The organism is Achromobacter sp. ACM01, assembly GCF_014851745.1.
In the GTDB taxonomy this organism is placed as follows: domain Bacteria; phylum Pseudomonadota; class Gammaproteobacteria; order Burkholderiales; family Burkholderiaceae_B; genus Achromobacter; species Achromobacter aegrifaciens.
On record NZ_JACVAF010000002.1, the window covers coordinates 1,005,272 to 1,031,543 of the forward strand.

General features: G+C 65.8%; 22 protein-coding genes and 1 pseudogene. 12 read left to right on the forward strand and 11 right to left on the reverse strand.

Annotation, left to right across the window (positions count from 1 at the left end; translation table 11 throughout):
* Window positions 1–108: 108 nt before the first annotated feature.
* Window positions 109–1,584: pseudogene (locus tag IB268_RS13010) on the reverse strand (methyl-accepting chemotaxis protein); the annotation flags it as partial.
* Window positions 1,585–1,754: 170 nt separating this feature from the next.
* Here IB268_RS13010 and IB268_RS13015 point away from each other — a divergent pair.
* Together IB268_RS13015 and IB268_RS13020 are read left to right on the forward strand one after the other, a co-directional pair.
* A complete protein-coding gene (locus tag IB268_RS13015) occupies window positions 1,755–2,915 on the forward strand; it encodes an acyl-CoA dehydrogenase family protein (protein ID WP_054454089.1) in 1,161 nt (386 codons plus the stop codon).
* Window positions 2,916–2,931: 16 nt separating this feature from the next.
* On the forward strand, window positions 2,932–4,308 hold the full coding sequence (locus IB268_RS13020; RefSeq protein WP_175181005.1) for an MmgE/PrpD family protein: 1,377 nt from the start codon (window positions 2,932–2,934) through the stop codon (window positions 4,306–4,308).
* 65 nt (window positions 4,309–4,373) lie between these two features.
* On the opposite strand, the gene rph is transcribed toward IB268_RS13020, so the two are convergent.
* Window positions 4,374–5,108, reverse strand: a complete 735-nt coding sequence (gene rph, locus IB268_RS13025; protein WP_054454085.1) for a ribonuclease PH — start codon at window positions 5,106–5,108, stop codon at window positions 4,374–4,376.
* A gap of 181 nt (window positions 5,109–5,289) precedes the next feature.
* On the opposite strand from rph, the gene IB268_RS13030 reads away from it, so the two are divergent.
* The 3 genes from IB268_RS13030 to IB268_RS13040 all read left to right on the forward strand — a co-directional run bounded on the left by IB268_RS13030 (window position 5,290) and on the right by IB268_RS13040 (window position 7,085).
* Entirely contained in the window at window positions 5,290–6,222 is a 933-nt protein-coding gene (locus IB268_RS13030; RefSeq protein WP_192327987.1) for a YicC/YloC family endoribonuclease, read from the forward strand.
* Window positions 6,223–6,459: 237 nt separating this feature from the next.
* A complete protein-coding gene (locus IB268_RS13035; protein WP_125471847.1) occupies window positions 6,460–6,804 on the forward strand; it encodes a type II toxin-antitoxin system RelE/ParE family toxin in 345 nt (114 codons plus the stop codon).
* A complete protein-coding gene (locus IB268_RS13040; RefSeq protein ID WP_082400972.1) occupies window positions 6,801–7,085 on the forward strand; it encodes a DNA-binding transcriptional regulator in 285 nt (94 codons plus the stop codon). Before IB268_RS13035 ends, IB268_RS13040 begins: the two co-directional genes overlap by 4 nt.
* Before the next feature lie 7 nt (window positions 7,086–7,092).
* Here the strand turns inward: IB268_RS13040 and IB268_RS13045 are convergent, their stop codons facing one another.
* Together IB268_RS13045 and IB268_RS13050 are read right to left on the reverse strand one after the other, a co-directional pair.
* Window positions 7,093–8,652 (reverse strand): amino acid permease, encoded by a 1,560-nt coding sequence (locus tag IB268_RS13045; RefSeq protein ID WP_192354353.1) that lies wholly within the window; start codon window positions 8,650–8,652, stop codon window positions 7,093–7,095.
* Between the two features lie 134 nt (window positions 8,653–8,786).
* Complete coding sequence (locus tag IB268_RS13050; protein WP_370127645.1) at window positions 8,787–10,286, reverse strand: AMP nucleosidase; 1,500 nt, start codon at window positions 10,284–10,286, stop codon at window positions 8,787–8,789.
* 311 nt (window positions 10,287–10,597) lie between these two features.
* Here IB268_RS13050 and IB268_RS13055 point away from each other — a divergent pair, with 311 nt between their 5' ends.
* Complete coding sequence (locus tag IB268_RS13055; protein WP_054454079.1) at window positions 10,598–11,197, forward strand: C40 family peptidase; 600 nt, start codon at window positions 10,598–10,600, stop codon at window positions 11,195–11,197.
* Between the two features lie 101 nt (window positions 11,198–11,298).
* On the opposite strand, the gene IB268_RS13060 is transcribed toward IB268_RS13055, so the two are convergent.
* Entirely contained in the window at window positions 11,299–12,069 is a 771-nt protein-coding gene (locus IB268_RS13060; protein ID WP_119451590.1) for an SDR family oxidoreductase, read from the reverse strand.
* A gap of 333 nt (window positions 12,070–12,402) precedes the next feature.
* Between IB268_RS13060 and IB268_RS13065 the strand changes: the two genes are divergently transcribed.
* The 5 genes from IB268_RS13065 to IB268_RS13085 all read left to right on the forward strand — a co-directional run bounded on the left by IB268_RS13065 (window position 12,403) and on the right by IB268_RS13085 (window position 17,323).
* Window positions 12,403–13,107 (forward strand): c-type cytochrome, encoded by a 705-nt coding sequence (locus IB268_RS13065; RefSeq protein ID WP_054454075.1) that lies wholly within the window; start codon window positions 12,403–12,405, stop codon window positions 13,105–13,107.
* Window positions 13,104–14,021: a c-type cytochrome gene (locus tag IB268_RS13070; protein WP_054454073.1), complete on the forward strand. Its 918-nt coding sequence runs from the start codon at window positions 13,104–13,106 to the stop codon at window positions 14,019–14,021. The genes IB268_RS13065 and IB268_RS13070 overlap by 4 nt, the downstream gene beginning before the upstream one ends.
* A gap of 102 nt (window positions 14,022–14,123) precedes the next feature.
* Entirely contained in the window at window positions 14,124–14,756 is a 633-nt protein-coding gene (gmk, locus tag IB268_RS13075; protein ID WP_192354354.1) for a guanylate kinase, read from the forward strand.
* Window positions 14,757–14,800: 44 nt separating this feature from the next.
* The gene (gene rpoZ, locus IB268_RS13080) at window positions 14,801–15,004 is read left to right on the forward strand and encodes a DNA-directed RNA polymerase subunit omega (RefSeq protein ID WP_006219679.1); all 204 of its coding nucleotides are present in this window, start codon (window positions 14,801–14,803) and stop codon (window positions 15,002–15,004) included.
* A 21-nt stretch (window positions 15,005–15,025) separates the two neighbouring features.
* Window positions 15,026–17,323 (forward strand): bifunctional (p)ppGpp synthetase/guanosine-3',5'-bis(diphosphate) 3'-pyrophosphohydrolase, encoded by a 2,298-nt coding sequence (locus IB268_RS13085; RefSeq protein WP_054454071.1) that lies wholly within the window; start codon window positions 15,026–15,028, stop codon window positions 17,321–17,323.
* A 47-nt stretch (window positions 17,324–17,370) separates the two neighbouring features.
* Here the strand turns inward: IB268_RS13085 and glnQ are convergent, their stop codons facing one another.
* From glnQ to glnH, 3 genes are all read right to left on the reverse strand, one after another.
* Window positions 17,371–18,099, reverse strand: a complete 729-nt coding sequence (gene glnQ / locus IB268_RS13090) for a glutamine ABC transporter ATP-binding protein GlnQ (protein ID WP_054454067.1) — start codon at window positions 18,097–18,099, stop codon at window positions 17,371–17,373.
* Window positions 18,096–18,752: a glutamine ABC transporter permease GlnP gene (glnP, locus tag IB268_RS13095; protein ID WP_054454065.1), complete on the reverse strand. Its 657-nt coding sequence runs from the start codon at window positions 18,750–18,752 to the stop codon at window positions 18,096–18,098. Before glnP ends, glnQ begins: the two co-directional genes overlap by 4 nt.
* Window positions 18,753–18,895: 143 nt before the next feature.
* Window positions 18,896–19,648, reverse strand: a complete 753-nt coding sequence (gene glnH, locus IB268_RS13100; RefSeq protein ID WP_054454063.1) for a glutamine ABC transporter substrate-binding protein GlnH — start codon at window positions 19,646–19,648, stop codon at window positions 18,896–18,898.
* 167 nt (window positions 19,649–19,815) lie between these two features.
* Between glnH and IB268_RS13105 the strand changes: the two genes are divergently transcribed.
* A complete protein-coding gene (locus IB268_RS13105; RefSeq protein ID WP_192354355.1) occupies window positions 19,816–20,850 on the forward strand; it encodes a C45 family peptidase in 1,035 nt (344 codons plus the stop codon).
* 73 nt (window positions 20,851–20,923) lie between these two features.
* On the opposite strand, the gene IB268_RS13110 is transcribed toward IB268_RS13105, so the two are convergent.
* From IB268_RS13110 to nudC, 3 genes are all read right to left on the reverse strand, one after another.
* Window positions 20,924–24,547 carry a hydantoinase B/oxoprolinase family protein gene (locus IB268_RS13110; RefSeq protein ID WP_192354356.1) on the reverse strand — a complete coding sequence of 1,208 codons (3,624 nt, stop codon included), beginning with the start codon at window positions 24,545–24,547 and terminating at the stop codon, window positions 20,924–20,926.
* 60 nt (window positions 24,548–24,607) lie between these two features.
* Complete coding sequence (locus IB268_RS13115; protein WP_119451594.1) at window positions 24,608–25,117, reverse strand: winged helix DNA-binding protein; 510 nt, start codon at window positions 25,115–25,117, stop codon at window positions 24,608–24,610.
* 139 nt (window positions 25,118–25,256) lie between these two features.
* Window positions 25,257–26,027, reverse strand: a complete 771-nt coding sequence (gene nudC, locus IB268_RS13120; protein ID WP_119451595.1) for an NAD(+) diphosphatase — start codon at window positions 26,025–26,027, stop codon at window positions 25,257–25,259.
* Window positions 26,028–26,272: the final 245 nt, after the last annotated feature.

Genomic DNA, 26,272 nt, shown 5'->3' on the forward strand with positions numbered 1-26,272 from the left:
CACCGCCACGGCCCGGCGCAGACCCTGCGCCTGGGCTTCCAGCGCGGCGGCAGCGGCCGCGGTCTGCTCCACCATGGCGGCATTCTCCTGCGTCGAGCGTTCGATGTCCGCCACCGCATGGTTCACCGAGGCGATGCCCGCCGCCTGCTCGGCCGTCGCGCTGGAAATCTCGGCCACGATCTGCGTGACCCGGTCCACCGATTGCATCATGTCGCGCATGGTGTCGCCGGCCACGCTGACCTGACGCACGCCCGCCTCCACGCGCGCCGCGGAGTCCTCGATCAGGCCCTTGATTTCCTTGGCGGCCTGCGCGCTGCGCTGGGCGAGCGAGCGCACCTCGCCCGCCACCACGGCAAAGCCCTTTCCCTGCTCTCCCGCGCGCGCCGCTTCCACCGCGGCATTGAGCGCCAGGATGTTGGTCTGGAACGCGATGCTGTCGACCACGCCCACGATCTCGCCGATGCGGCGGGCGCTTTCGGCGATGCCCTGCATGCTCTGCACCACTTCCTCCACCGCCGCGCCGCCGCGCTGCGCCAGCTGGGTCGCGCCCAGCGCCTGGCGGCTGGCCAGGTCGGCGTTGCCGGCGGTCAGCTGCACCGTTTGCGCCAGCTGCATCATGTTGGCCGACGCTTCCTGCAGCGAGCCCGCCTGACGCGCGGTACGGTCCGACATGTCCGCCCCGCCCGCGGCGATCTCGCCGGAACCGGTATGGATTTCCTCGACGCCATGGCGCACCGAGGCCACTGCCGCCGACAGCCCTTTCTGCATGCGCCGCATGGCGCTGTACAGGACACCGATCTCGTTGTCGCCGCGCATGGCGATCGCACCCGTGAGGTCGCCGTCGGCGATGCGGTCGAAATGCGCCCCTGCTTCATTCAGCGGCCGCAGGATGCTGCGGCGGAACGCCAGGCGGATCAGCACAGCCAACAGCAGCACCAGCGCCAGCACCCCGGCCGCCACCGCGATCACCCGCTGCAGCGTGAGGCTGGCGCTGGCCACGGCCGCCTGCCCCTGATCGCGGGCGTAGGTCTGGTAGGCGTCGGCCTGCTTGACGTAGGCAGCGCCGCTGGCCGGCAGCGCCTTGTCCACCAGGCGGTTCACCTCGATCCCGTTCCAGCCCTTGATCGCCGCATGCATGGGCGCCAGCGTCTTGTCCGCGAAGGCGGCGTAGGCCGCCAATACGCCATCGAACAACGGCGCGCCCTCGGCGCTGATGTCGGGATTGGCGCGCAAGCGTCCCAGGCTTTCCCCGGCCTGCTTGAGCAGCGCCTCGGCGTGCGCCAGCGACTCGTTGCGCGCCTCTTCCAGCCCGCCTTCCATCGCCGTCTTGGCATCCGTCAGCGCCGCGCGCGCCTGGAACAGCCGGCTGGTCATGTCCGCCAGGTCGCCTGCCCGTTCGATGCTGCCCCGGCCCAGCGCTTCTATGTCCGTCCGGTTTTCCCGCAGCACCGAGATTCCTGCCGCTGCCGCCAGCGCGAACAGCACCACGAACAACGCAAGAATGGCCGACAACGCCGTCGTGACCCTGATGTTTTTCCGCATATCAGTCCATACAAAACCTGCCGCCAGCGGCGGCGTTCGCATGGATTATGGACACCCAGTTTGGCAATTTCTTGACACAACCCCGGCGCCGGGATGACAAACTCCCGTCATGAAACCGAACCCCGTATTAAGCAATTGTGAATTGGCAGGGGCGGCGGCATGCGGCACATTCCACGGTGTACCGATCCATTACCCATACAGAAAACAGCATCATGACCAACGCCTCCCACGCCTATCAGGACATCCGCGAAGCCGTGCGCGATCTCTGCGCCCAGTTCCCCTCCGAATACTTCCGCAAGGTCGATGAAGAACGCGGCTATCCCGAAGCCTTCGTCCGCGCGCTGACCGAAGCCGGCTGGCTGGCCGCGCTGATCCCGCAGGAATACGGCGGCTCCGGCCTGGGCCTGACCGAAGCGTCTGTCATCATGGAAGAAATCAACCGCAGCGGCGGCAATTCCGGCGCCTGCCACGGCCAGATGTACAACATGGGCACGCTGCTGCGCCACGGCTCCGAAGCCCAGAAGCGCGAGTACCTGCCGCGCATCGCCGCCGGCGAACTGCGCCTGCAGTCCATGGGCGTCACCGAACCCACCACCGGCACCGACACGACCAAGATCAAGACCACCGCGGTCAAGCGCGGCGACCGCTACGTCATCAACGGCCAGAAGGTCTGGATCTCGCGCGTGCAGCACTCCGACCTGATGATCCTGCTGGCGCGCACCACGCCGCTGGACCAGGTCACGCGCAAGTCGGAAGGCATGTCCATCTTCCTGGTGGACCTGCATCATGCGGTGAAGCACGGCATGTCGATCCGGCCGATCCCCAACATGGTCAACCACGAGACCAACGAGCTGTTCTTCGACAACCTGGAAATCCCCGAGGAAAACCTGATCGGCGAGGAAGGCAAGGGTTTCAAGTACATCCTGGACGGACTGAACGCCGAACGCACCCTGATCGCCGCCGAGTGCATCGGCGACGGCTACTGGTTCGTGGACAAGGTCACCGCCTACGCCAAGGAACGCATGGTGTTCGGCCGCCCCATCGGCCAGAACCAGGGCGTGCAGTTCCCCATCGCCCGCGCCCACATCAACGTCGAAGCCGCCAGCCTGATGCGCTACGAAGCCTGCCGCCTGTTCGACGCCCACGAGCCCTGCGGCGCACAAGCCAACATGGCCAAGCTGCTGGCTGCCGACGCGTCCTGGGAAGCCGCCAATGCCTGCCTGCAATTCCACGGCGGCTTCGGCTTCGCCACGGAATACGATGTGGAGCGCAAGTTCCGCGAAACCCGCCTGTATCAGGTCGCGCCGATCTCGACCAACCTGATCCTGTCCTACGTGGCCGAACACATCCTGGGCCTGCCCCGCTCCTTCTGACCGGACCCCGACATCAATGACCGCTGCCAAAGATATCCCGCACCTGAGCGCCGAACTCGCGGCCTTCGCCGCCAACCTGCGCTATGAAGACATCCCGGCGCCGGTGCTGCGCCGCGCCGAGGACCTGTTGCTGGACTGCCTGGCGTCCATTCTGGCGGGCGCTTCGGCGCGCGCGGTGCAGGCCATCGACCGCTACGCCGCCGCCATGGGTCCGGCCGACGGCCCCAGCGAAGTCCTGATCACCCGCCGCCGCACCACGCCGCTGTTCGCCGCCATGGTCAACGCGGCGGCCGCCCACGTGGTCGAGCAGGACGACGTGCACAACGGTTCCGTGTTCCACCCCGCCGCCGTGGTGTTCCCGCCTGCGCTGGCCGTGGCGCAAGCGCTGGGCCGCTCGGGCCGCGACCTGCTGGTCGCGTCTGTTGCGGGCTACGAAGTGGGAATCCGCGTCGGCGAATTCCTGGGCCGTTCGCACTACAAGATCTTCCACACCACCGGCACCGCAGGCACGCTGGCCGCCGCCGTCACCGCCGGCCGGCTGCTGAACCTGTCCCCCGAGGAAATGCTGCACGCGCTGGGCTCGGCCGGCACGCAGGCTGCGGGCCTCTGGGAGTTCCTGCGCGACGCCGCCGACTCCAAGCAACTGCACACCGCCAAGGCCGCGGCCGACGGCATCACCGCCGCCTATCTGGCGCGCGAAGGTTTCACCGGCGCGCGCCACATCCTGGAAGGTCCGCAGGGCATGGCGGCCGGCATGTCCACCGACGCCGACCCGAGCCGCCTGTGCGACCGCTTGGGCGAACGCTGGGCGCTGGCCGAGACCTCGTTCAAGTTCCACGCTTCCTGCCGCCACACCCACCCCGCTGCCGACGCGCTACAGCAAGCGCTGCGCGACAACAAGCTGACCGAAGCCGACATCGAGCGCGTCGTGGCCCACGTGCACCAGGGCGCCATCGACGTGCTGGGGCCGGTAGTCAATCCGCAGACCGTGCACCAGTCCAAGTTCTCGATGGGCACCGTCCTGGCCCTGATCGCCCGCCAGGGCCGCGCAGGCCTGGCGGAATTCGATGCCGGCCTGGACGATCCGGGCGTGGCCACGTTCCGCGGCAAGGTCGAAATGGAACTCGACCCGGAGGTCGACGGGGCCTACCCTCAGCGCTGGATCGGCAAGGTCACGGTCTACACCCGCGACGGCCGCAAGCTGCATGGCCGCGTGGATGAACCCAAGGGCGATCCGGGCAATACCCTGAGCCGGGCGGAAATCGAGGACAAGACGCTAAGCCTGGGCCGCTACGCGGACGCCGCTACCGAGCAAGAGCTGCGCGGGCTGATCGCCGCGATCTGGAATCTGGAAAAGGCGGAAAAAATGGGAATGCTGCTGGCGTCGAAGTAAAGCCTGCAGACGAATCTACGGGTTGGCCGCGGGGTGCGCGTCCAACCCGTTTCTTTTGGCGCCGATCAGGCCAGCGCCGCGCGCTGCGCCCGCACCAGGCCGGCGATGCCGCTTTCGGCCAACACCAGCATCGTGTCCAGTTCCGCGCGGGTGAAGGTGGCGCCCTCGCCCGTGCCCTGCACTTCCACGAATGCGCCGCTGCCGGTCATGATCACGTTCACGTCGGCGTCGCAGGCCGAGTCTTCCTCGTAATCCAGGTCCAGCACCGCGCGACCTTGTACCAAGCCGACCGACACCGCTGCCACCGCATCGCGGATCGGGTTGGCGGCGAGGTCGCCCCGCTGCATCAGCAACGCGACGGCGTCGGCCGCGGCCACCCAGGCGCCGGTAATGCTGGCGCAGCGCGTACCGCCGTCGGCCTGCAGCACGTCGCAGTCCAGGTGCAGCGTGCGTTCGCCCAGCGCCTTCATGTCGAACACGGCCCGCAGACTGCGGCCGATCAGGCGCTGGATTTCCTGGGTGCGGCCGCTCTGCTTGCCGCGCGCGGCCTCGCGGTCGCCGCGCGTATGGGTGGCGCGCGGCAACATGCCGTATTCAGCCGTTACCCAGCCTTCCCCCTTGCCCTTCAGAAAAGGCGGTACCTTCTCAAGTACGCTGGCCGTGCACAGCACATGGGTGTTGCCGGCCTTCACCAGCACCGAACCTTCGGCGTAGCGCGTGAACCCGCGCTCCAGGCTGAACGGCCGCAGTTCGTCGACGGCGCGGCCCGAAGGACGGGCGATGGCGGGGGTAGTGGTCACAGGCAAACTCCAGACGTGGCTTAGATCCGCCGCATTGTACGGGGTGGCGCCGCAGGAAAACGCCGCTTGGAGTATCCTGCCGCGATATAACCGGTACAAATGAAAGGGTCCGCGCCGAAAAACCGGCTGGCGCGCACACCCGCCGGTTCCCAATAAAAAGCATTACCAGGACACGCACATCATGATTCGCAGCATGACCGCCTTCGGCAACGCCCGCGCAGATCTCGAGCAAGGCACGCTTGCGCTCGAATTCCGCAGCGTCAACAGCCGCTTCCTTGACCTCTACTTCCGCCTGCCCGACGAATTGCGCCACGTGGAAACGCCGCTGCGCGAATTGCTGACCGCCAATCTGGCGCGCGGCAAGGTCGAAATCCGCGTTTCCTACACGCGCAACGCCAGCACCGACCTGTCCAAACTGGAACCGGCCTGGCTCGAAAGCCTGGCCGAACAGCTGCAGGCCGCGCGCCGCATCCTCCCCGACATCGCCGCCCCGCGCCTGGTGGAACTGTTCAACTGGCCGGGCCAGCGCGCCAACGACGCGCTCGACCCGCAAGTCTGGGGCGCCGCCTGCATGCAGGCCGCCCAGCAGGCCCTGACCCAGCTGCAGGAAGGCCGCGCGCGCGAAGGCGAACGCCTGGCCGGCATGATGCGCGAATGCGCCGACGGCGTCGCGCGCATCGTCGAGCTGGTGCAGGCGCACCTGCCCCAACTGCTGGCGGACCACCGCGACAAGCTGGCTTCCAAGCTGCGCGAAAGCGTGGAATCCGCCTTCCCCGGCGGCTTCACCCACATTTCCGGCGCGGAACTGTCCGAACGCCTGTCCCAGGAAGCCAACCTGTTCGCCCTGCGCATCGACGTGGCCGAAGAACTCTCCCGCCTGCGCTCGCACCTGGAAGAACTGCGCCACCTGCTGGGCGACGGCGGCGACAAACCCGCCTCCGGCAAAAAGAACGCCGGCAGCGCGGGCAAGCGCCTGGACTTCCTGTTCCAGGAAATGAACCGCGAAGCCAACACCCTGGGCTCCAAGGCCGGCAGCATGGAAGTCACCCGCGCCGCCATGGACCTGAAGCTGCTGATCGAGCAGATGCGGGAACAGGCGCAGAACATCGAATAGCGGGATACGCGATGGCGCCTCTGAATGGGCGCCGGATCCTGGGTAAAAAAAAGCAGCCCTTACCTGCTGGATGGATGATCCAGTACGTAAGGGCTGCTTTTCGTCTGGTTTTAAGGGCTCGCCCGCCCCGCATTGGCCTGTAGCTGTTGATATACGTGCTTGCGTCCTGGCCTCGATGCCGGAAGTCTGACCTTGCCGAACTAATCCAATGGATTAGAATTAACTTTGCGACAACCCATGCATGGCATTGCGGAACTGCCCTATTACATTCGTCTTGCCGACAGACTATTGCTGCCAAACGAGCGTCAAGACCTGATTGACTACCTGGCCGGGCATCCGAAGGCGGGAGACATCATGGAGGGCACCGGTGGAGTCCGCAAATTGCGCTGGCGTCGTAGCGGGCAAGGCAAGAGCGGCGGCGCGCGCATCATCTATTACTACCACGATGATCTTATGCCGCTATATTTGCTGACGCTTTTTGCGAAAAACGATAAAGCCAATCTGACTAAGGCCCAACGCAACGAGCTAGCCGGCATGGTGACTTTGCTGGTGAATATCTGGAAAGGACAAACAAGATCATGAGCACTGCATTCGACGGCATCAAGCAAGGCTTGCAAGAAGCGATTGCCCACGCGCAGGGAGATACACGCGGCGTTCGCCTGCATCGCCCCCGCGAGGTTGACGTCAAAGCCGTACGCGCCAAAGTCGGAATGACCCAGGAACAATTCGCAGCCCGATTCGGCTTTTCGACTGCCACGCTGCGACATTGGGAACGCGGTGATCGCTCACCGCGCGGCCCTGCCCTGGTACTACTTAACGTCATCGAACGGAACCCTGAGGCCGTCATCGAAGCGTTGGCTTGACCAGCCCTCACCTCGCCTCGCCCGCCGCAGGCTCGCCCCGCAGCGCTGAATCCAGATAAGCACTACGCGCCCGCGCATCCGGGAAATGCATGTCCCGGTAGTTCACGAAGCGCGAGCCGCGCGCCAGCCGGTAGCCGGCCCAGATCAGCAGGAACAGCGGAATCCCGATGTAGGTCGCGACCACGCCGCCCCAATCGATCTTGTCCTGCAGGAACGCCTGGTAGTTCTGCCCCAGGGTGATGATCAGGCAGAGCACGAAAGCGAAGATCGGCCCGAACGGGAAGAACGGCGACACATACGGCAGATCGGCCAGGTTATGGCCCTGCTTCACGTAGCCGCGGCGGAACCGGTAGTGGCTGATGGCGATGCCCAGCCAGGCGATGAAGCCCGTCATCCCGGAGGTGTTCAGCAGCCAGATGTAGACGGCGTTGGGGCTGAAAATGAAGGTGAAAAAACACAGCGCCGCCACGACCGTCGTCGCCAGCAGCGCCCACAGCGGCACGCCGCTGCGCGAGATGCGGCCGAAGATGCGCGGCGCCTTGCCTTCGCGGGCCAGGCTGTAAAGCATGCGTGTAGCCGCGTACATGCCGGAATTGCCCGCCGACAATACCGACGTCAGCACCACCGCGTTCATGACCGAAGCCGCCCCCAGGAGGCCGGCGCGCTCGAAGATCAGCGCGAAGGGACTGACGCTGATGTCCTCGACCTCGTTGCGCAGCAGGTGCGGGTCGGTATAGGGAATCAAGAGGCCGATGACCAGGATGGCCGCCACGTAGAACAGCAGGATGCGCCAGAAGACCTGGCGCACCGCGCACGGCAGGTTGCGCGCCGGGTCCTTGGATTCGCCGGCGGCGATGCCGATGAGCTCGGTACCCTGGAACGAAAAGCCCACCACCATGGCCACGCCGATCAGCGCCGCGAAGCCCCCTGAGAACGGCGCATCGCCCACGGTCCAGTTGGCCAGGCCGCCCGTCTCTCCGCCGCGGATGATGCCCAGCAGCATCATCACGCCCATGGCCACGAACGCCAGCACCGCGATCACCTTGATCAGCGCGAACCAGAACTCTGCCTCGCCGAAGCCGCGCGCCGACATGGCGTTCAGGCCGAAGGTGATCGCCAGGAACAAGGCGCTCCAATAGAAACCCGGCACGTCCGGAAACCAGTAGGCCATGACCAGCTGCGCCGCCACCAGGTCCACCGCCACGGTCACCGCCCAGTTGTACCAATAGTTCCAGCCCAGGGCGAAGCCGAAGCCGTCCTCGACATAGCGCGCGCCGTAGGTGGAAAAGGAACCGGAAACCGGCATCGCGGCGGCCAGTTCGCCCAGGCTGGTCATCAGGAAATAGACCATGATGCCGATCAGCACGTAGCCCAGCAGCGCCCCGCCGGGGCCGGCCTTGGCGATGGTCGCGCCGGAGGCCACGAACAGGCCGGTGCCGATGGACCCGCCCACCGCAATCATGGTCAGGTGGCGCGCGGACAGCGTGCGGCGCAGTTCGGAAGGCGGGTTCGCCTTCGCCTCGCGCGTGCCGCCTGAGCGACGTTCATCGTGTTCCGATGGTGCCAAAATGCATTTCCTTCAGGTCATGAAGGCACCTGTGCGCAACGCCAGGTGCCTGGGAATTTCCAAGCAACCGGCGAGAATAGCGCAAGAGGCGCCATCCGGTGAAATCGGACGGCCTCGGGGACGGATCGACGAACCTATTGAAACGCCGTTTCCATGAAGGTGCGCAGCTTGCGCGAATGCAGGCGTTCCGGCGGCATGTCGCGCAGCCGCTCCAGGGCGCGGATGCCGATTTCCAGATGTTGATTCACCTGGCGGCGGTAGAAGGCGCTGGCCATGCCGGGCAGCTTCAGTTCGCCATGCAAAGGCTTGTCCGACACGCACAGCAAGGTGCCGTACGGCACGCGGAAGCGGAAGCCGTTGGCCGCGATGGTGGCGGATTCCATGTCCAGCGCAATCGCGCGGGACTGTGCAAAACGCTCCACCAGTTCCAGATGATCGCGCAGTTCCCAATTGCGATTGTCGATGGTGGCGACCGTGCCCGTGCGCATGATGCGCTTCAGATCCCAGCCCGACAGCCCGGCCACTTCTTCGACCGCCTGCTCCAGCGCCACCTGCACCTCGGCCAGCGCCGGCACCGGCACCCAGGTTGGCAGGTCGGCGTCCAGCACGTGGTCCTCGCGCACATAGCCATGAGCCAAGACGTAGTCGCCCAGGCGCTGCGAATCGCGCAGGCCCGCGCAGTGGCCCAGCATCAGCCAGGCGTGCGGGCGCAGTACGGCGATGTGGTCGGTAATGGTCTTGGCGTTGGACGGTCCCACGCCGATGTTCACCAGCGTGATGCCCGAATGGTCGCCGCGCACCAGGTGGTAGGCCGGCATCTGCGGCAGGCGGACCGCCTGGTCCTCGTCGCCCGGGCCGCTTTCGCCCCGGCGCGTGATGCGGTTGCCCGGCTCCACCAGCATTTCGTAGTCTTCGTTGCCGCTGGCCATGAGCGCGCGGGCGCGGGCGCAGAACTCGTCCACGTAGAACTGGTAGTTGGTGAACAGCACGAAATTCTGGAAATGCGCGGGCGCGGTCGAGGTGTAGTGCTGCAAGCGGTGCAGCGAATAGTCCACGCGCTGGGCCGTAAAAGGCGCCAGCGGCTTGGGCTCGCCCTCCTTGCCGCGCCAGGAACCGTTGACGATGGCATCGTCCGTCACCGCCAGGTCGGGCACGTCGAACAGGTCGCGCAGGGGCCGCTTGAGTGCCTCCAGGTGCTCGCCCTCGACGTAGGCGCCCTCGGGGAAGGCGAAATGCAGCGGAATGGGCGAATCGGACTCGCCGACTTCGACCGCCACGCGGTGGTTCTGCAGCAGCTGGCTGACCTGCTCGATCAGGTAGTCGCGAAACAGCGCGGGCTGGGTGATGGTGGTCTGGTAAATGCCCGGTTCGGCGACGTGGCCGTAGGACAGCCGGGTATCGATCGGATCGTAGGTTTCCACCACGATGCGGATGGCCGGGTAGTAGGCTCGGGCGCGCTCGCGGCCGTTGGTCGAGCCTTTCAGCACTTCACGGAAGGCGGCGCGCAGGAATGCGGTATTGCGCGCATAGATTTCGATCAGGCGCTCCACTGCCGCCACCGCATCCTGGAACGGCTCGAAGGGCAAGGCTTCTGGCCGGCTCATGGAAGACAAAGGGTGCACTGCGTTCATCATCGAGCTTTACTCCGCTTCTCATCTTATCTGTAACCGCGGCCGCTGCCGGCTTGCCGGGCCGCAGGGCCGATTGCGACGATTATGCCCGAGCCCGCGCCAGATGAAGTGTCATATTCGACGGCCCGGGAAGCTGCGCGCGCCGTAACTTCCACCGACAAGAATGCTGCATTGCACTACAAATGTAATGAAACATTATTCCATTACAATCACATGGCAGTCCGGGGTTTTACGTCCCGGTGTTGCCCCCCTTTCCGCCGGCTTGCCTGTCCAGGCAAAGCCATGCCGCCCACTCCGATTCTTGAAGTGACGTAATGACGCCGCCCACGCGAAAAGCCCGAATTGCCCAACTACGCATTCCCGTATTCCTGTCAGCGCCCATCATCGCCCTGACCCTTTCCTGGATTCCCGACGCCGCCCAGGCGTCCGTCCGCTCCGAGCAGGCCCGCCCCTCGCTTACCGGCCTGCGCCTGGCCCAGGAACCCACCGTCCCCACCCTGCGCGACCGTGTCGTGCAAGCCGGCCTGGATGCCATCGGCACCCCCTATAGCTGGGGCGGCGACGATGCCGACGGTTTCGATTGCAGCGGACTGGTCCTGCACGTCTTCCGTGAAATCGCCGGCTTGGAGCTGCCTCGCACGGCGCGCGCTCAACGCACCGCTGGCGAATCCGTCGCCAACAAGCAGGATCTGCGCCCCGGCGACCTGGTGTTCTTCGCCACGCGCGGCCGCGGCGTGACCTCGCACGTCGGCATCTACATCGGCCAGAACAAGTTTGTCCACGCTCCGCGCCGCGGCACCAAGGTGCGTGTGGACGAAATGAAGAATTCGTACTGGACCAAGCGCTACGTCGGCGCCCGGCGCTATCTGGATATGCAACCGGGCCAGATGCTGGCCCAGGCTTCCGCCCGCTGACGGAAAAAATCGGGGCGTCGCTGCCGACGCCCCTTGGGGGAGGCACCACAGCCTGCCGCGGCCAGTCCAGCAAGGACGCGCCGCCGCAGGCTTGCCGCGTTTCAGCCCCGGCCCACGAAGGGCATGTTGGTCGCCATGATGGTCATGAACTGCACGTTGGCCTCCAGCGGCAGGCGCGCCATGGCGGCCACCGCCTGCGCCACGTGCGCCACATCCATGCGCGGCTCCACCTTGGTGCTGCCGTCCGCCTGCAGGATGCCTGCGGCCATGCGTTCGGTCATGTCGGTGGCGGCATTGCCGATGTCGATCTGGCCGCAAGCGATGCTGTAGGGCCGGCAATCCAGCGAAATGGACTTGGTCAGCCCGGTCACCGCGTGCTTGGTGGCGGTGTAGGCGATGGAGAACGGACGCGGCGCATGCGCCGAGATCGAACCGTTGTTGATGATGCGCCCGCCACGCGGATTCTGCGCCTTCATCACGCGAATGGCGGCTTGCGCGCACAGGAACATGCCGGTCAGGTTGGTGTCCACCACCTCGCGCCACAGCGATACGGGCAACTCCTCGATCGGCATCGCGGGCGCGCCGCGGCCGGCATTGTTGAACAGCACGTCCAGCCGGCCATATTCGCGCTGCGCCGCGTCGAATAGTTCGCGCACGGCCTGCTCGTCGGATACATCCGTGGGCACCACCAGCGCCCTCACGCCGTCCTCGCCCGCCGCGGTGCGGGTGGCTTCCAGCGGTTCGCGGCGACGGCCGGCCAACACGACCCGATAGCCTTGCGCCAGGAATTCCAGCGCCACCGCGCGGCCTATGCCGGTACCGGCGCCGGTGACCAGCGCCACGCGCGGGTGTTCGATCTCGTTCGCTTGCATCGGATTCTCCTTGTTATCGATCGGCGGAATGCTACCCCAATCATTCTGGCCATGCTGCAAGCGAAGGTTCCAGCCGTGACACATTCGAACGCGTCACACGCAAGCAAAAATTACCCGGCATGGACAAGCTGCCGAATGCGCCGGAAGACCCGTTTTTCCTGAAGCGATCGCGACCGGCGGATCCGCGCCCGCTCAGCTATTCCGCGCAGAAAAAATCCGCGCAACGCATGCCACAGGGCCGACAATCCCGTGTTGATCCGTCACAAGTCTTTATATAATTCCTGGAAATTAGCTTATTACCAAAAATCCAATAACACCCACGGAGCAGGTTCTATGACCCCAAGGTCCCTACCCGCCGCACTGGTCCTGAGCGCGTTGTACGCCGCCTCGGCCGGTGCGCAAAGCGCGCCCGACGGCAAGCAGATCAGCACCCAGGGCGCCAACGGCGCGCCCGCCTGTATCACCTGCCACGGCGCCCGTGGCGAGGGCAATCCCGCCGCCGGCTTTCCGCAACTGGCCGGCATGGGCAGTGCGTACCTGGACGAACAGCTCGAAGCCATGGCCAATGGCTCGCGCGTCAGCCCGGTCATGGCCGCCACCGCCAAGGCGCTGGACCCGGCGCAGCGCAAGGCTGTAGCGCAGTACTACGCCTCGCTGCCTTCCGCGCTGGACATCGACAAACTGGCCGCCACCGCCATGCATCCGGCCAAGCCGGCCGACACCGGCGCCTGGCTGGCCACCCGCGGCGCCTGGGACAAGAACGTGCCCGCCTGCAACCAGTGCCACGGGCCGGGCGGCATCGGCGTCGGCGCGAATTTCCCCGCCTTGGCGGGCCAGCCCGCTGCCTACATCGCGGGCCAACTGCGCGCCTGGCAGCAAGGCCAGCGCCCTCCGGGTCCGCTGGGCCTGATGCCGGCCGTGGCCACGCGCCTGTCCAGCGCCGAGATCGACGCCGTCTCCGCCTACTATGCAGGCCTGCCCAAGGCCGCCGACCAGCTTGCCGCGCAAGCCAACACCGCCGCGGGAGCCCAGCAATGACCGCCACCAGCCTGCGCCTGCTGTCCGCCGCCTGCCTGTTCGCGTCCGCCGCCACGTTTGCGGCCGAACCCCGCCCGTCCTTCACGCCGCCGTCGGCCGCGTCCATCCCCGACAACGATTTCGGCAAAGCCGTGCGCGAAGGCGAACAGATCTTCCTGCACACCCCGCAGAACGCCGCCAAGTTTGTCGGCAACAACCTGAACTGCGTCAGCTGCCACCTGGACGCCGGCCGCCGGCCGGACTCAGCGCCTATGTGGGCTGCCTACGTGCTCTACCCCGCCTATCGCGCCAAGAACGGCCACGTCAACACCCTGGCCGAACGCCTGCAAGGGTGTTTCCGCTTCAGCATGAATGGCAAGGCGCCCGCCGCGGACGATCCCACCCTGACCGCGCTGCAGACCTATATGTTCTGGCTGGCCAGCAAGGCGCCCACCGGCGTGGTGCTGGAGGGCCAGGGCTACCGCAAGCTGCCCGCGCCAGCCAAGAAGGCCGACTACCTGCGCGGCAGCGAGGTCTATGCGCAATACTGCGCGGTCTGCCACGGGGCCGAGGGCCAAGGCCAGAAGAACGGCAAGCATTGGGTGTTCCCCGCCCTGTGGGGCGCGGACTCCTTCAACTGGGGCGCGGGCATGCACCAGATCGGCAATGCCGCCGGCTTCATCAAGGCCAACATGCCGCTCGGACAGGCCGGCATGCTGAGCGACCAGGAAGCCTGGGACGTCGCCTACTTCATGAATGCGCACGAGCGTCCGCAGGATCCGCGCTATACAGAGTCTGTCGCCGCAACCCGGGCCAAGTACCACGACTCCGACGACTCGCTTTACGGTATCGAGGTCAACGGCCATTTGCTGGGCAGCGACTCGCCGCCAGCCGGTGGCAAGCTGACCCAGGCCGCCGCCAAGGCGGGCGGCTGAGTCCGGCAGGCGCAGATCACGCGGCCGGCTTGCGGGTTCCCCCCTGCCCGGCCGCGTGATTTGTTATTCTTCGTGTCTTAGCATCACACGCCTGCCACATTCATGTCCGCCAATCCCGGAAACGTCTTCATGGTCGTCGCGCCCAGCGGCGCCGGCAAGTCCAGCCTGGTCAAGGCCTTGCTCCAGCAAGACCCCTCCATCCTGCTCTCCATTTCCTGCACCACCCGCGCGCCCCGCCCCGGCGAGGAAGACGGCCGCGAATACCGCTTCGTGTCCACGGAGGAATTCAAGCTCCTGCGCGAGGGCAACAGCCTGCTGGAATGGGCGGAAGTGCATGGCAACTTTTACGGGACGCCGCGAGACCGCATCGACGAAGCCACGCGCGCCGGCCGCGACGTGCTGCTGGAGATCGACTGGCAAGGCGCGCGCCAGGTGAAGCAGCGCTTCCCCGGCGCGATCGGCGTGTTCGTGCTGCCGCCGTCCATCGATGAACTCGAAAGCCGGCTCAAGGCGCGCGGCCAGGACGCGCCCCAGGTGATCGCGCGCCGCCTGATGGCCGCGGGCGGCGAAATCGCCCACGCGCCTGAATGCGAATATGTTATTATTAATCAAGAATTTAGCGTGGCCTTGTCGGAATTGACTCAAATAGTCAGCGCCGCACGGCTGCGCTTTTCGTCTCAGGCCGCCCGCCACAGCCAGTTGTTCTCGCAGCTGGGCATCCCGGCCGAGCACTGAGCCGAACGCATTCTCCCTATCCTCCATCAGCACCAGGTGTCCTAATGGCTCGCATTACCGTCGAAGACTGTCTGAATCAAATCCCCAATCGTTTCAAGCTCACGCTGGCCGCGACCTACCGCGCCCGCGAGTTGGCGCAAGGCCATGCCCCGCGCCTGGACAGCAAAGACAAGCCCACGGTCACTGCCCTGCGCGAAATCGCGGGCGGCCTCACCGGCGTGGAAATGCTGCGTAAAGTACCCACCTGATAATCTCCGGGGGCGGCAAGCATGGCTTTTCCCGGGCTGAAGTACGCTTCATCAGGTCTGCTTGCCGCACTGCGTGCCGGCTCCCGTCTCGGGCGCCGCACCGGCAAGAAAGACAAGACTCCCCCCACGCCACCGTCCGTCGCCGCGCAAGAAGCGGCGGACGCGACCGCCTCGCCGGTCGCTTCGCTGGCGCCGCTGACCGAAATCATCGGCAGCTATCTCGACAAGAAAGACGTAGAGCGCGTGCGCGAAGCCTATCGCTTCGCGGACCAGGCGCATCTGGGCCAGTTCCGCGCCAGCGGTTCGCCCTACATCTCTCACCCCATCGCCGTCACCGAAATCTGCGCAGGCTGGAAGCTCGACGTCAACGCGTTGTCCGCCGCCCTGCTGCACGACGTGATGGAAGACCAGGGCATCGCCAAGCATGAGCTGGCCGAGAAATTCGGCCCTGAAGTCGCAGAACTGGTCGACGGCCTGTCCAAGCTGGACCGCCTGGACTTCGCCACCAAGGCCGAACAACAGGCCGAGAGCTTCCGCAAGATGCTGCTGGCGATGGCGCGCGACGTGCGCGTCATCCTCATCAAGCTGGCCGACCGCCTGCACAATATGCGCACGCTGGACGCGGTCAATCCGGAAAAGCGCCGCCGCATCGCGCGCGAAACACTGGACATCTACGCGCCTATCGCGCATCGCCTGGGCCTGAACCTGCTGTTCCGCGAACTGCAGGACCTGTGCTTTGCGGCCATGTACCCGAACCGCTATCAGGTGCTGTACAAGGCCGTGCTGGCCGCACGCGGCAACCGCCGCGAGGTCATCACCAAGATCGCCGATTCGGTGCGGGCTTCGCTGCCCGCCGCCGGCATCGAAGCCGAGGTCACCGGCCGCGAGAAGACGCTCTACGGCATCTACCGCAAGATGGTCGACCAGAAGAAGTCGTTCTCCGACGTCCTGGACATCTACGGTTTCCGGGTCATCGTGCACACCCTGCCCGAGTGCTACCTGGCGCTGGGCACGCTGCATCAGCTCTACCGGCCCGTGCCCGGCAAGTTCAAGGACTACATCGCCATCCCCAAGGTGAACGGCTACCAGTCCCTGCACACGACGCTCGTCGGCCCCTACGGCACACCGGTAGAGTTCCAGTTCCGCACCCGCGACATGCATCACGTTGCGGAAGAAGGCGTGGCCTCGCACTGGCTCTACAAGGGCGCGGACCTGACCCTCAACGACCTGCAGAAGCGCACCCACCAGTGGCTGCAATCGCTGCTGGACATCCAGAGCCAGACCGGCGATTCCGGCGAATTCCTGGAGCACGTCAAGGTCGATCTGTTCCCCGACGCGGTCTACGTGTTCACGCCGCGCGGCAAGATCATTTCGCTGCCCCGCGGCGCGACGCCGGTGGACTTCGCCTACGCGATCCACACCGACATCGGCAACCAGGCGGTGGCCGCCAAGGTCAACGGCGAGTTCGTGCCGTTGCGCACCGAACTCAACAGCGGCGACACGGTGGAAATCGTCACATCCCCCGCCTCCCGTCCGAACGCGCAATGGCTGAACTACGTGCGCACCGGCCGCGCGCGCTCTGAAATCCGCCACTACCTGCGCACAGTCAAGTACGAAGAATCGGTGGCCTTCGGCGAACGCCTGCTGGGCCAGGCGCTGCAAGAGCTGCACATGCCCCTGCCCGCCACCGACGACCCGGCCTGGCAGAAGCTGGCGCGCAGCACCGGCGCCAGCTCGCGCGAGGAAATCCTGGCCGACATCGGCCTGGGCAAGCGCCTGGCCGCCGTGGTGGCGCGCCGCTTCGCGCCCGAACACCAGTTGGTCGCAACCACGGCCGCTGCCGTGGACGAGCTGACCTCGGCGCGCAGCGCCCCCATCCTGATCCAGGGCAATGAGGGCCAGGCGGTGCAATTGGCGCCTTGCTGCGGCCCGCTGCCGGGCGACCCCATCATCGCCGGCATGCGCATGGGACACGGACTGGTGGTGCACACCGCCGATTGCCCGGTGGCCATGCGCCAGCGCCTGCGCGAACCGGAACGCTGGATCAACGTCGCCTGGGACCCCAACAACACCGCCAAGCACCTGGCCACGCGCCTGGACATCGTCACGCGCAACGAACGCGGCGTGCTGGGCCGGCTGGCGGCGGAAGTCACGGCGGCCGACGCCAACATCGTGCACGTCACCATGCACGACGACGCGGTCGCCACGGTGTCGCTGCATCTGACGATCCAGGTCGACAGCCGCAAGCACCTGGCGCAGGTGATCCGCGCCATCCGGCACGTGCCGCAAGTGCAGAAGATCGTGCGCGTGAAGGGTTGAGCAGTTCTTCAGTGCAGGGCTGAATCGCCAGCCCTGCACTGCTCTGCTCAGGTCACGTGCTGCAGAAAATCCTTGAGCCGCTGACTGGGCGGATTGCTCAGCAATTCGCCAGGCGGCCCGTCATGCGCGATCTTGCCCGCGTCGATGAAGATCAGGCGGCTGCCCACCTTGCGCGCGAACTCCATCTCATGCGTGACCACGACCATGGTCATGCCCTCCTCGGCCAGGTCGCGCATGACTTTGAGCACCTCGTGGCGCAGCTCCGGATCCAGCGCCGACGTGGGCTCGTCGAACAGCATCAGCTTGGGCTTGATGGCCAGCGCCCGCGCAATCGCCACGCGCTGCTGCTGGCCGCCTGAAAGCTCGGACGGATAGTGGTCCATGCGCTCGGCCAGGCCGACCTTGGCCAGCAGGCTTTCGGCCAGCTCACGCGCCTCGGCGCGGCTTTGCCCACGGGTATGGATCGGGCCGAACATGACGTTTTCCAGCGCCGTCATCTGCGGGAACAGATTGAACTGCTGAAACACCATGCCCGCCTCGCGCCGGATTTCGCGCACTTGCGCGGCCCCGCCGTTCACGCTCAGGCCATCGACCAGCAGATCGCCATCGTTGATGGTTTCAAGCACGTTGATGCAACGCAGGAAGGTGGACTTGCCCGAACCCGAGGGCCCAACCACCACCACGACCTCGCCCGCGTCGATGTTCAGCGAGATCCCGTTGAGCACCACGGACTCGCCGAAAGTCTTGGTGACGTTGTGGAATTCAACCATGCTCATAGTATGCGCATCCTTCTTTCAATCAGATGCAGGCCCAGCGCCATCAGGCCGGTCAGGATCAGGTAGACGATCGCCACCGCCGACCAGATCTCGACGGCGCGAAAGTTGCTGGCCATGATTTCCTGGCCCTGCCGGGTCAGTTCGGCCACGCCGATCACGATGAAGAGCGAAGAATCCTTCAGGCTGATGATGCACTGGTTGCCCAGCGGCGGAATCATGCGGCGGAACGCCACCGGCCCGATGATGTGGAAGAGGATCTTGTGGAACGGCAGCCCCATGGCCTGTCCGGCTTCCTTCAGGCCCTTGTGCACCGATAGCAGCGCGCCGCGCACGATCTCGGAAATGTAGGCCCCGGAATTGATGATGAGCGTGACGATGGCCGCCCACTCCGCGTCCACCCGGATGTTCGCCAGCAAAGGCAAGGCGAAGTAGATGAACATCACCTGCACCACGATCGGCGTGCCGCGGATGACCGCGACGTAGACCTGTGCGATGGCCGACAGGATGGGATGCCCGTAAGCCCTTGTCACGCCGGACAGCGCGCCCAGCAAAAAACCGCCGAACAAGCCCCAGAACGTGATCTTGATGGTCATCAGCGTACCCTCGAGCAGATTGGGTAGCGCGTCCCTGATTACAGTCCAGTCAAACTCCACGATATTCCCCCTATGGCGCGGCGCCGCGCCGTAGCGCGGCGGGAGCGGCGCGGGACCATACGCCCGACTGCGGCGTAGCTGCCGGCATCAGCCGGCGCAGGCCGATGCCGGGCGGTCCCGGAATGCAATGCGGACCCGGATGCTCAGGGCTTCTTGCCGAACCACTTGGTATAGATGGCGTCGTACTGGCCGTTGGCCTTCAGCGTGGCCAGCGCCTTGTTCACCTGCGGCACCAGATCGCTGCCCTTGGGGAAGGCGATGCCGTAGAAGTCGCCGCTCTTGACCGAGCCGACCACCTTCACGCGGCCCTTGCCGGCGGTGTTGGCGTAGTACTGGACATTGGGCGTGTCGTGCACCGCGGCGTCGACGCGGCCGGTGGCCAGTTCCAGATAGGCGTTGTCGATGTTCGGGAACAGCTTGAGCTTCGCATCCGGCACCTGCGCCTTCAGGAAGTCCACGGTGGCGGTGCCGGTCTTGACCGCGACGGTCTTGCCGGCCAGGGACTTGGCGTCCTTGATGTCCGTGTTCTTTTCGCCGACCAGGATGGCCAGGCCGCTTTCGTAGTAGGGATCGGAGAAGTCGATGACCTTCTTGCGGTCGTCGCGGATCGTGATGCCGGCCAGCGCCGCGTCGATGTTCTTGGTTTGCAGGCCCGGGATGATGCCCGCGAAGTCCATGGGCTGCAGCTTGTACTTGAGGTTGAGTTCCTTGGCGATGGCCGCCCACAGATCCACGTCGAAGCCCACGTAGGTATTACCCTGCTTGAACTCGAACGGCACGAAAGCGGTATCGGTGGCCACCACCAATTCCTTGCCTTGGGCATGCGCGCCTGAGACGGCACCGAACATGGCCACGGACAGGCCGACCAGTGCGGCGGCGACTTTGCGTTTGATCATGAAACTCTCCTCTTGGGGACCAGTCGGCACCCCGGGGTTGTTGTAGGGGCATGATTCCTGGGCTGCGCCGGGGTCTCCGGCACGGCTTACCGCCGATCTTAACGCATACGTCCCCACCCGGCAGCGGCCGGAAAATTTACAATCCGCATGACACCCGGAGGATTCCCATGGCCTACAAACATGTACGCATTGCCGGAAACCGGCGTCAGACGGGCCTCGCGCTGGGCAAGCTGGCGCGGCCCCTGATGGCGACCTACCTGGACCAAAGCCGCACCTGGGACGCGCTGCGGCCATGGCGCGGCCACGCCTTCCTCGACGAGCTGGCGCAACAGGCGCAAGCTGCGCTGCCCGCAATCTGGGAAGAACTGGAAGGCATGGCCGAGGGCCTGCACATGCCGATCGAGGACGTGCTGCTGTGGAACTGCCGCGGCGACCTGCTGCACAGCACCACCGACGGCTGCACGTCCGTCGCGCTGAAAGCGGCCGACGGCACGCGCTGGATCGCACACAACGAGGACGGCGATCCCTATCTGCGCGGGCGCTGCCATCTGGTCGACGTGGCGCTGGAAGACGCGCCCGGCTACCTCAGCTTCTACTATCCGGGCTCGCTGCCCGGCCATACCTTCGGCGCCAACCGCGCCGGACTGGTGCAGACCATCAACAACCTGCGCATCCGGCAGCGGCATCCCGGCGTGCCGCGCATGCTGATGGCGCGCGCGGTGCTGGATTGCACGACGCTGGACGAGGCGCTCGGCCTGTTGCGGGACCTACCGCACTCCGGCGGCTTTCACCACACCCTGGGCGCGGCCGGCGACGCCCGCCTGCTCAGCGCGGAAGTGGCGCCGGGCGAGGTTTCCATTCTGGAGATCGGCACGCGCTACGGCCATGCCAATCACATGGTGCATGCCGACATGGGCGGCATCGCGCAGATCGTCACCGACTCGTCGCGGGCGCGACAGAACCGCATCGAGGGCATCGTGGACGGCTGGTCCAGCGCGACCGCCAGCGCGGATCTGCTCGCCGCGCTGCACGACACCGAAGGCGAACTGCCTATCCTGCGGACCTCGCCGGATGATCCCGATGACGAGAACACGCTGGCGACGGCGGTCTTTGAAATTGGGGAAAGCGAAGTGACCTTGCGGGTGTATGACCGGAAGGCGAAAGCGGAGATCGTGCTGGATGTGATGTCAGATACGGAGTGAGATTGCCGCCTGACCCATCGACACAACGGCCGCGTCATCACTGACGCGGCCGTTGTCTTTCGGTGCAGACGGATTACACCGCCCCGTACCCGCCGCCTCCCGGGGTTTCGACGACGAAGATATCGCCCGGACGCAGCTGTGCGCTGTCTTGCGGACCCAGTTCCTGGACCGAACCGTCGGCGCGTTCGACCGAGTTGCGTCCCATGGCGCCGGGTTGCCCGCCCGCCAGGCCGAACGGCGCATACAGGCGGTTGTTCGACAGGATGGCGGCGGTCATGTCCTCCAGGAAACGGATGCGGCGCACACCGCCGTCACCGCCCGGGTAGCGGCCGGCGCCGCCCGAGCCCTTGCGGACTTCGTAGGATTCCAGACGCACCGGGAAACGGAACTCCAGCACTTCGGGGTCCGTCAGCCGCGAGTTGGTCATGTGCGCCTGCACCAGCGAGGTCCCGGCGAAACCTTCATCGCGAGGCCCCGCCGCGTCGATGCGCACAGGACCCGCGCCCGTGCCGCCCGAGATGGTCTCGTAGTACTGATGACGCGCGTTGCCGAACGTGAAGTTGTTCATCGTGCCCTGGCTTGCGGCCAGCACGCCCAGCGCGCCATACAACGCGTTGACGATGCACATGGACGTTTCCACGTTGCCCGCCACCACCGAGGCCGGCGGATTCGGGCGCAGCATCGAGCCTTCCGGCAGGATGATGGACAGCGGCACGAGGCAGCCGTCGTTCAGCGGAATATCGTCATTGACCAAGGTACGGAACACGTACAGCACCGCCGCAACGGCGATGGCGCCCGGAGCGTTGAAGTTGTTGTCCAGCTGGTTGGACGTGCCGGTGAAGTCCACCACGGCGCTGCGCGCCTCGGTGTCCACCTTAACGGCCACGCGGATCACCGCGCCGTTGTCCAGCGGGTACTCGTAGCTGCCGTCCTTCAGCACCGAGATCACGCGGCGCACCGCCTCCTCGGCGTTGTCCTGCACGTGCCCCATGTAGGCCCGGACCACGTCCAGGCCGAAGTGGTCGCACATGCGCAGCAGCTCCTGCACGCCCTTTTCATTGGCGGCGATCTGCGCGTGCATGTCGGCGATGTTCTGGTCCGGATTGCGGGCCGGCCAGCGGCCCGAGCCCAGGATGCCGCGCGCCGCGGCTTCGCGGAACTCGCCGTTCTTCACCAGCTGGAAGTTGGTGAAGAGCACGCCCTCGTCTTCCACCGTCTTGGAATCCGGCGGCATGGAACCCGGCGTGGTGCCGCCAATGTCGGCATGGTGGCCGCGCGAACCGACGTAGAACAGGATCTCCCGCCCATCGCGGTCGAACACCGGGGTGATGACCGTGACATCGGGCAAGTGCGTGCCGCCGTGGTACGGATCGTTCACCACGTAGGCGTCACCGGGCTGCATGCTGCCGGCGTTGGCGTGCATGACCGTGCGCACGGACTCGCCCATGGAACCCAGATGCACCGGCATGTGCGGGGCATTGGCGATCAGGCGGGCCTGCGCATCGAAGATCGCGCAAGAGAAGTCCAGGCGCTCCTTGATGTTGACCGAGTACGCCGTGTTCTGCAGGCGGTAACCCATCTGCTCTGCTATCGACATGAAGAGGTTGTTGAAGACCTCCAGCATGACCGGATCGGCCTGCGTGCCGATGGCGCGGCGCTCCGGACGCGCTTCCACGCGGCGGATCACGAAGTGGTCCTGCGCCGTGAGTTCCGCCTGCCAGCCGGCCTCGACCACCGTGGTCTGGTTGGGTTCGGAAATGATGGCGGGTCCCGCCACCACGTCGCCGCCCGCCATGTCCTCGCGCACGTACAAGGGCGTGTCGCGCCAGGCGCCGCCGCTGTACATGCTGACGACGCGGCTGGGAGCCAGCGCGCCGTCGCGCACGCGCGCCGCGGACGCGTCGCCGACGCGCTCGCCGCCGCCCGTGGCTTCGACCGAGATGGTTTCCACCACCAGTTCGCGGTTGGGCATCAGGAAGGAATAGCGCAGGCGGTAGGCCGCTTCGAATTCCTTGCGCGCCTGTTCCAGGTCCGTGTACGCCACTTCCAGCGAGGTGTCCGTGCCGCGGTACTTCAGATGCAGGCGGCGCTGCACGCTGATGTCGCTTTCCGCCACGTGCTGGCGGCGCAGTTCGCCGACCGCCTGGCCGGCCAGCTCGTCGAATTCGCCCTTCAATGCCAGCATCAGTTCGGCATCGAGAACCTTCTCGACCGTCTTCTGGCGCATGTCGGTCTGGTCGGCCAGGCCCATGCCGTAGGCCGACAGCACGCCGCCCAGCGGGTGCGCGAACACCGTGGTCATGCCCAGCGCGTCGGCGACCAGGCAGGCATGCTGGCCGCCCGCGCCGCCGAACACGGTCAGCGCGTACTCGGTCACGTCGTGGCCGCGCTGGACCGAGATGCGCTTGATGGCCTCGGCCATGTTGCCCACGGCGATTTCCAGGAAGCCTTCGGCCAGCTGTTCGGGACTCATTTCGCGGCCAGTGGCGGCGCGCACTTCGTCGGACATGGCCGTAAAGCGCGCCACGACCGCATCGCGGTCCAGAGGTTCATTGGCCTCGGGTCCGAAGACCTTGGGGAAAAAGTCGGGCTGGATCTTGCCCAGGAGGACGTTGCAGTCCGTCACCGCCAGCGGGCCGCCGCGGCGGTAGCAGGCGGGCCCCGGGTTGGCGCCGGCTGAATCTGGGCCCACGCGCAGACGCGCGCCGTCGAAATGCAGGATCGAGCCGCCGCCCGCCGCCACGGTGTGGATGCTCATCATGGGTGCGCGCATGCGCACGCCGGCCACCTGGGTTTCGAATTCGCGTTCGAATTCGCCGGCGTAATGCGACACGTCGGTGGAAGTGCCGCCCATGTCGAAGCCGATGACCTTGGGAAAGCCCGCGATCTCGCTGGTGCGCACCATGCCGACGATGCCGCCGGCGGGACCCGACAGAATGGCGTCCTTGCCGCGGAAGCGATGCGCGTCCGTCAGGCCGCCGCTCGATTGCATGAACATGAGGCGGATGCCCGGCAGTTCGCCGGCCACCTGGTCCACATAGCGCTTCAGGATGGGCGACAGATACGCGTCCACCACCGTGGTGTCGCCGCGCGACACGAACTTGATCAGCGGGCTGACCTCGTGCGAGGCCGACACCTGCGGGAAGCCCACTTCACGCGCGATGCGGGCCGCGATGCGTTCGTGCTCGGGCGCATGCCAGGCGTGCATGAAGACGATGGCCACGGCGCGGATGCCGCTGTCGTAGGCGGCCTGCATGGCTGTGCGCAGCGCTTCCTGATCCAGTTCGCGGATCACCTCGCCGTCGGCGGCCACGCGCTCATCCGCTTCCACTACGGACTCGTAGAGCATCTCGGGCAGGACGACATTTCGGTCGAACAGGCGCGGACGGTTCTGGTAGGCAATGCGCAGACCGTCGCGGAACCCCTTCGTCGTGACCAGCAAGGTGCGCTCGCCCTTGCGTTCCAGCAAGGCGTTAGTGGCCACCGTGGTGCCCATCTTCACGCACTCGACCTGATCGGCGGGCACGGGCTGGCCGGGCGCGATACCCAGCAACTTGCGGATGCCGGCCACGGCTGCGTCGCGGTACTGCTCGGGGTTTTCCGAGAGCATCTTGGCCGTGGTGGTCGTGCCGTCGGGGCGACGCGCCACGATGTCGGTAAAGGTACCCCCACGGTCAATCCAGAATTGCCACTTCATAGCTGTCCTTGCAAACAAAGGGTCGCCGCGGCGCCTGCGGCCGCGCACGGGTAAACGGAATCAGAGAGAGGTCGCCGCGCGGGCCGCCTGGTCGTACAGGCCGGACAACGCGCGCAGCGTATGCGCCAGCTGGCGGCTGAAGTCCAGCCCGCCCCCGCCTGGCGCGTCCAGGCCGGCGGTCAGGCATTGCTCGCGGACCTCGGCATAGCGCTTGAGTATGGCCGCGCCTTCCGGGGTCACGCTGTAGAACACTTCCTTGCTGCTGCGCTCGCCCTTGACCACACCCAGGCGGTCGAGTTTCTTCAGCGCGTAGCTGACGATGTGCGTGTCCTCGACATTCAGCGTGAAGCAGATGTCGGCCAGTTTCTTGGGGCGCTCGCGGTGATAGACATGATGAAAGACCATCACGTCGGTGGGCGTCAGGTCGGGCAGCCCGGCCGCCGCCATGCAGCGCACGGTCCAGCGGTCGAAGGCGTGGCTGGCGATCATCAGACCGAATTCCACTTCGGAAAGGTCGGGCGCGCTGCCGCCGGCCAAATGGGCCGACGATGCAATCAAAGTGGGGGTCATGGAAGACGCAAGCCGAGTTTATCTGAACGAAATACTAATAATTTATCTATATTTCATCAATAAAAAATACGAACAAGACGCCGGAAATCCCCTCTTTCAAGGGAATACCCCTACAGGACTACAGCGGAAACAGGCCGTCTTAAGGCGCCGACCAGCCCATGGGCAGGTTCGCCCGGATCAACCACCCCGCGATGGAAATCCGCGGCGCGATATCGGGCATGGGGTCGCCGGGACCGAACCAGCGCGCATCGGCGATCTCGTCTTCCTGCACGCGTATGTCGCCGGACACGTAGTCCGCTGTGAACGCGACCATGAGCGAATGCGGGAACGGCCAGGACTGGCTGCCGAAATACTGCAGGTTGCCGACCTTCAGGCCGACTTCCTCGTGGACCTCGCGGTGGATGGTCTGCTCGATGCTTTCGCCGGGTTCGACGAAGCCGGCCAGCGCGGTATAGCGCGAGGTCGCGGTGGTGGTATGGCGTGCCAGCAGGATGCTGTCGCCCTTGCGGATCAGCACCATCATGGCGGGCGAAATGCGCGGATAGGCCGAAAAACCGCAGGACGGGCAACGCAGACAGAATTCGGTGGGCACCCGCTCCGCCGGCGTACCGCAGACGCCGCAGAACCGGTGCGTGCGCGCCCATTCGGCGATCTGGTAGGCGCGTCCGGCCAGCGCCATGCGCTCGTCATCCAGCACGCCAAAGAGCGAACGCAGCTTCCTGAACGCATAGCCTTGCGGCGGCTCCACGCCCGGATCCACGTGCACGGTGCGGTACGGCGAACCGGGCAGCGTCCAGATCGGCTGCAGGGCCGTGGCCGCCACGCCTATCCGTACACACAATGCAGTGTCCGGCAGGACGGCCGAAGTCTCTTCCACCAACAACTCATCACGACGAAAAACGAAGTTCACACATGCCTCGGCATCACGCTTTCGATAGCGCAATGTTAGAAGAAAAACGGCTGCCGCAATGCGTTTGCGCAAAGATTGAACCCTCAATGATCGGCAGTGCGCACGCCTGTTAGGAATAACCCGTAAAGACGCGATTTCGCGCGCCCCGCCGCCGCATAGCAACATAGAATGGCACGGCTTTTCAGCTGCGCGTCATCGCCGCGGCGCTCTCTTTTTCGCAATGCCTATCGGGCACAACCCGGCTT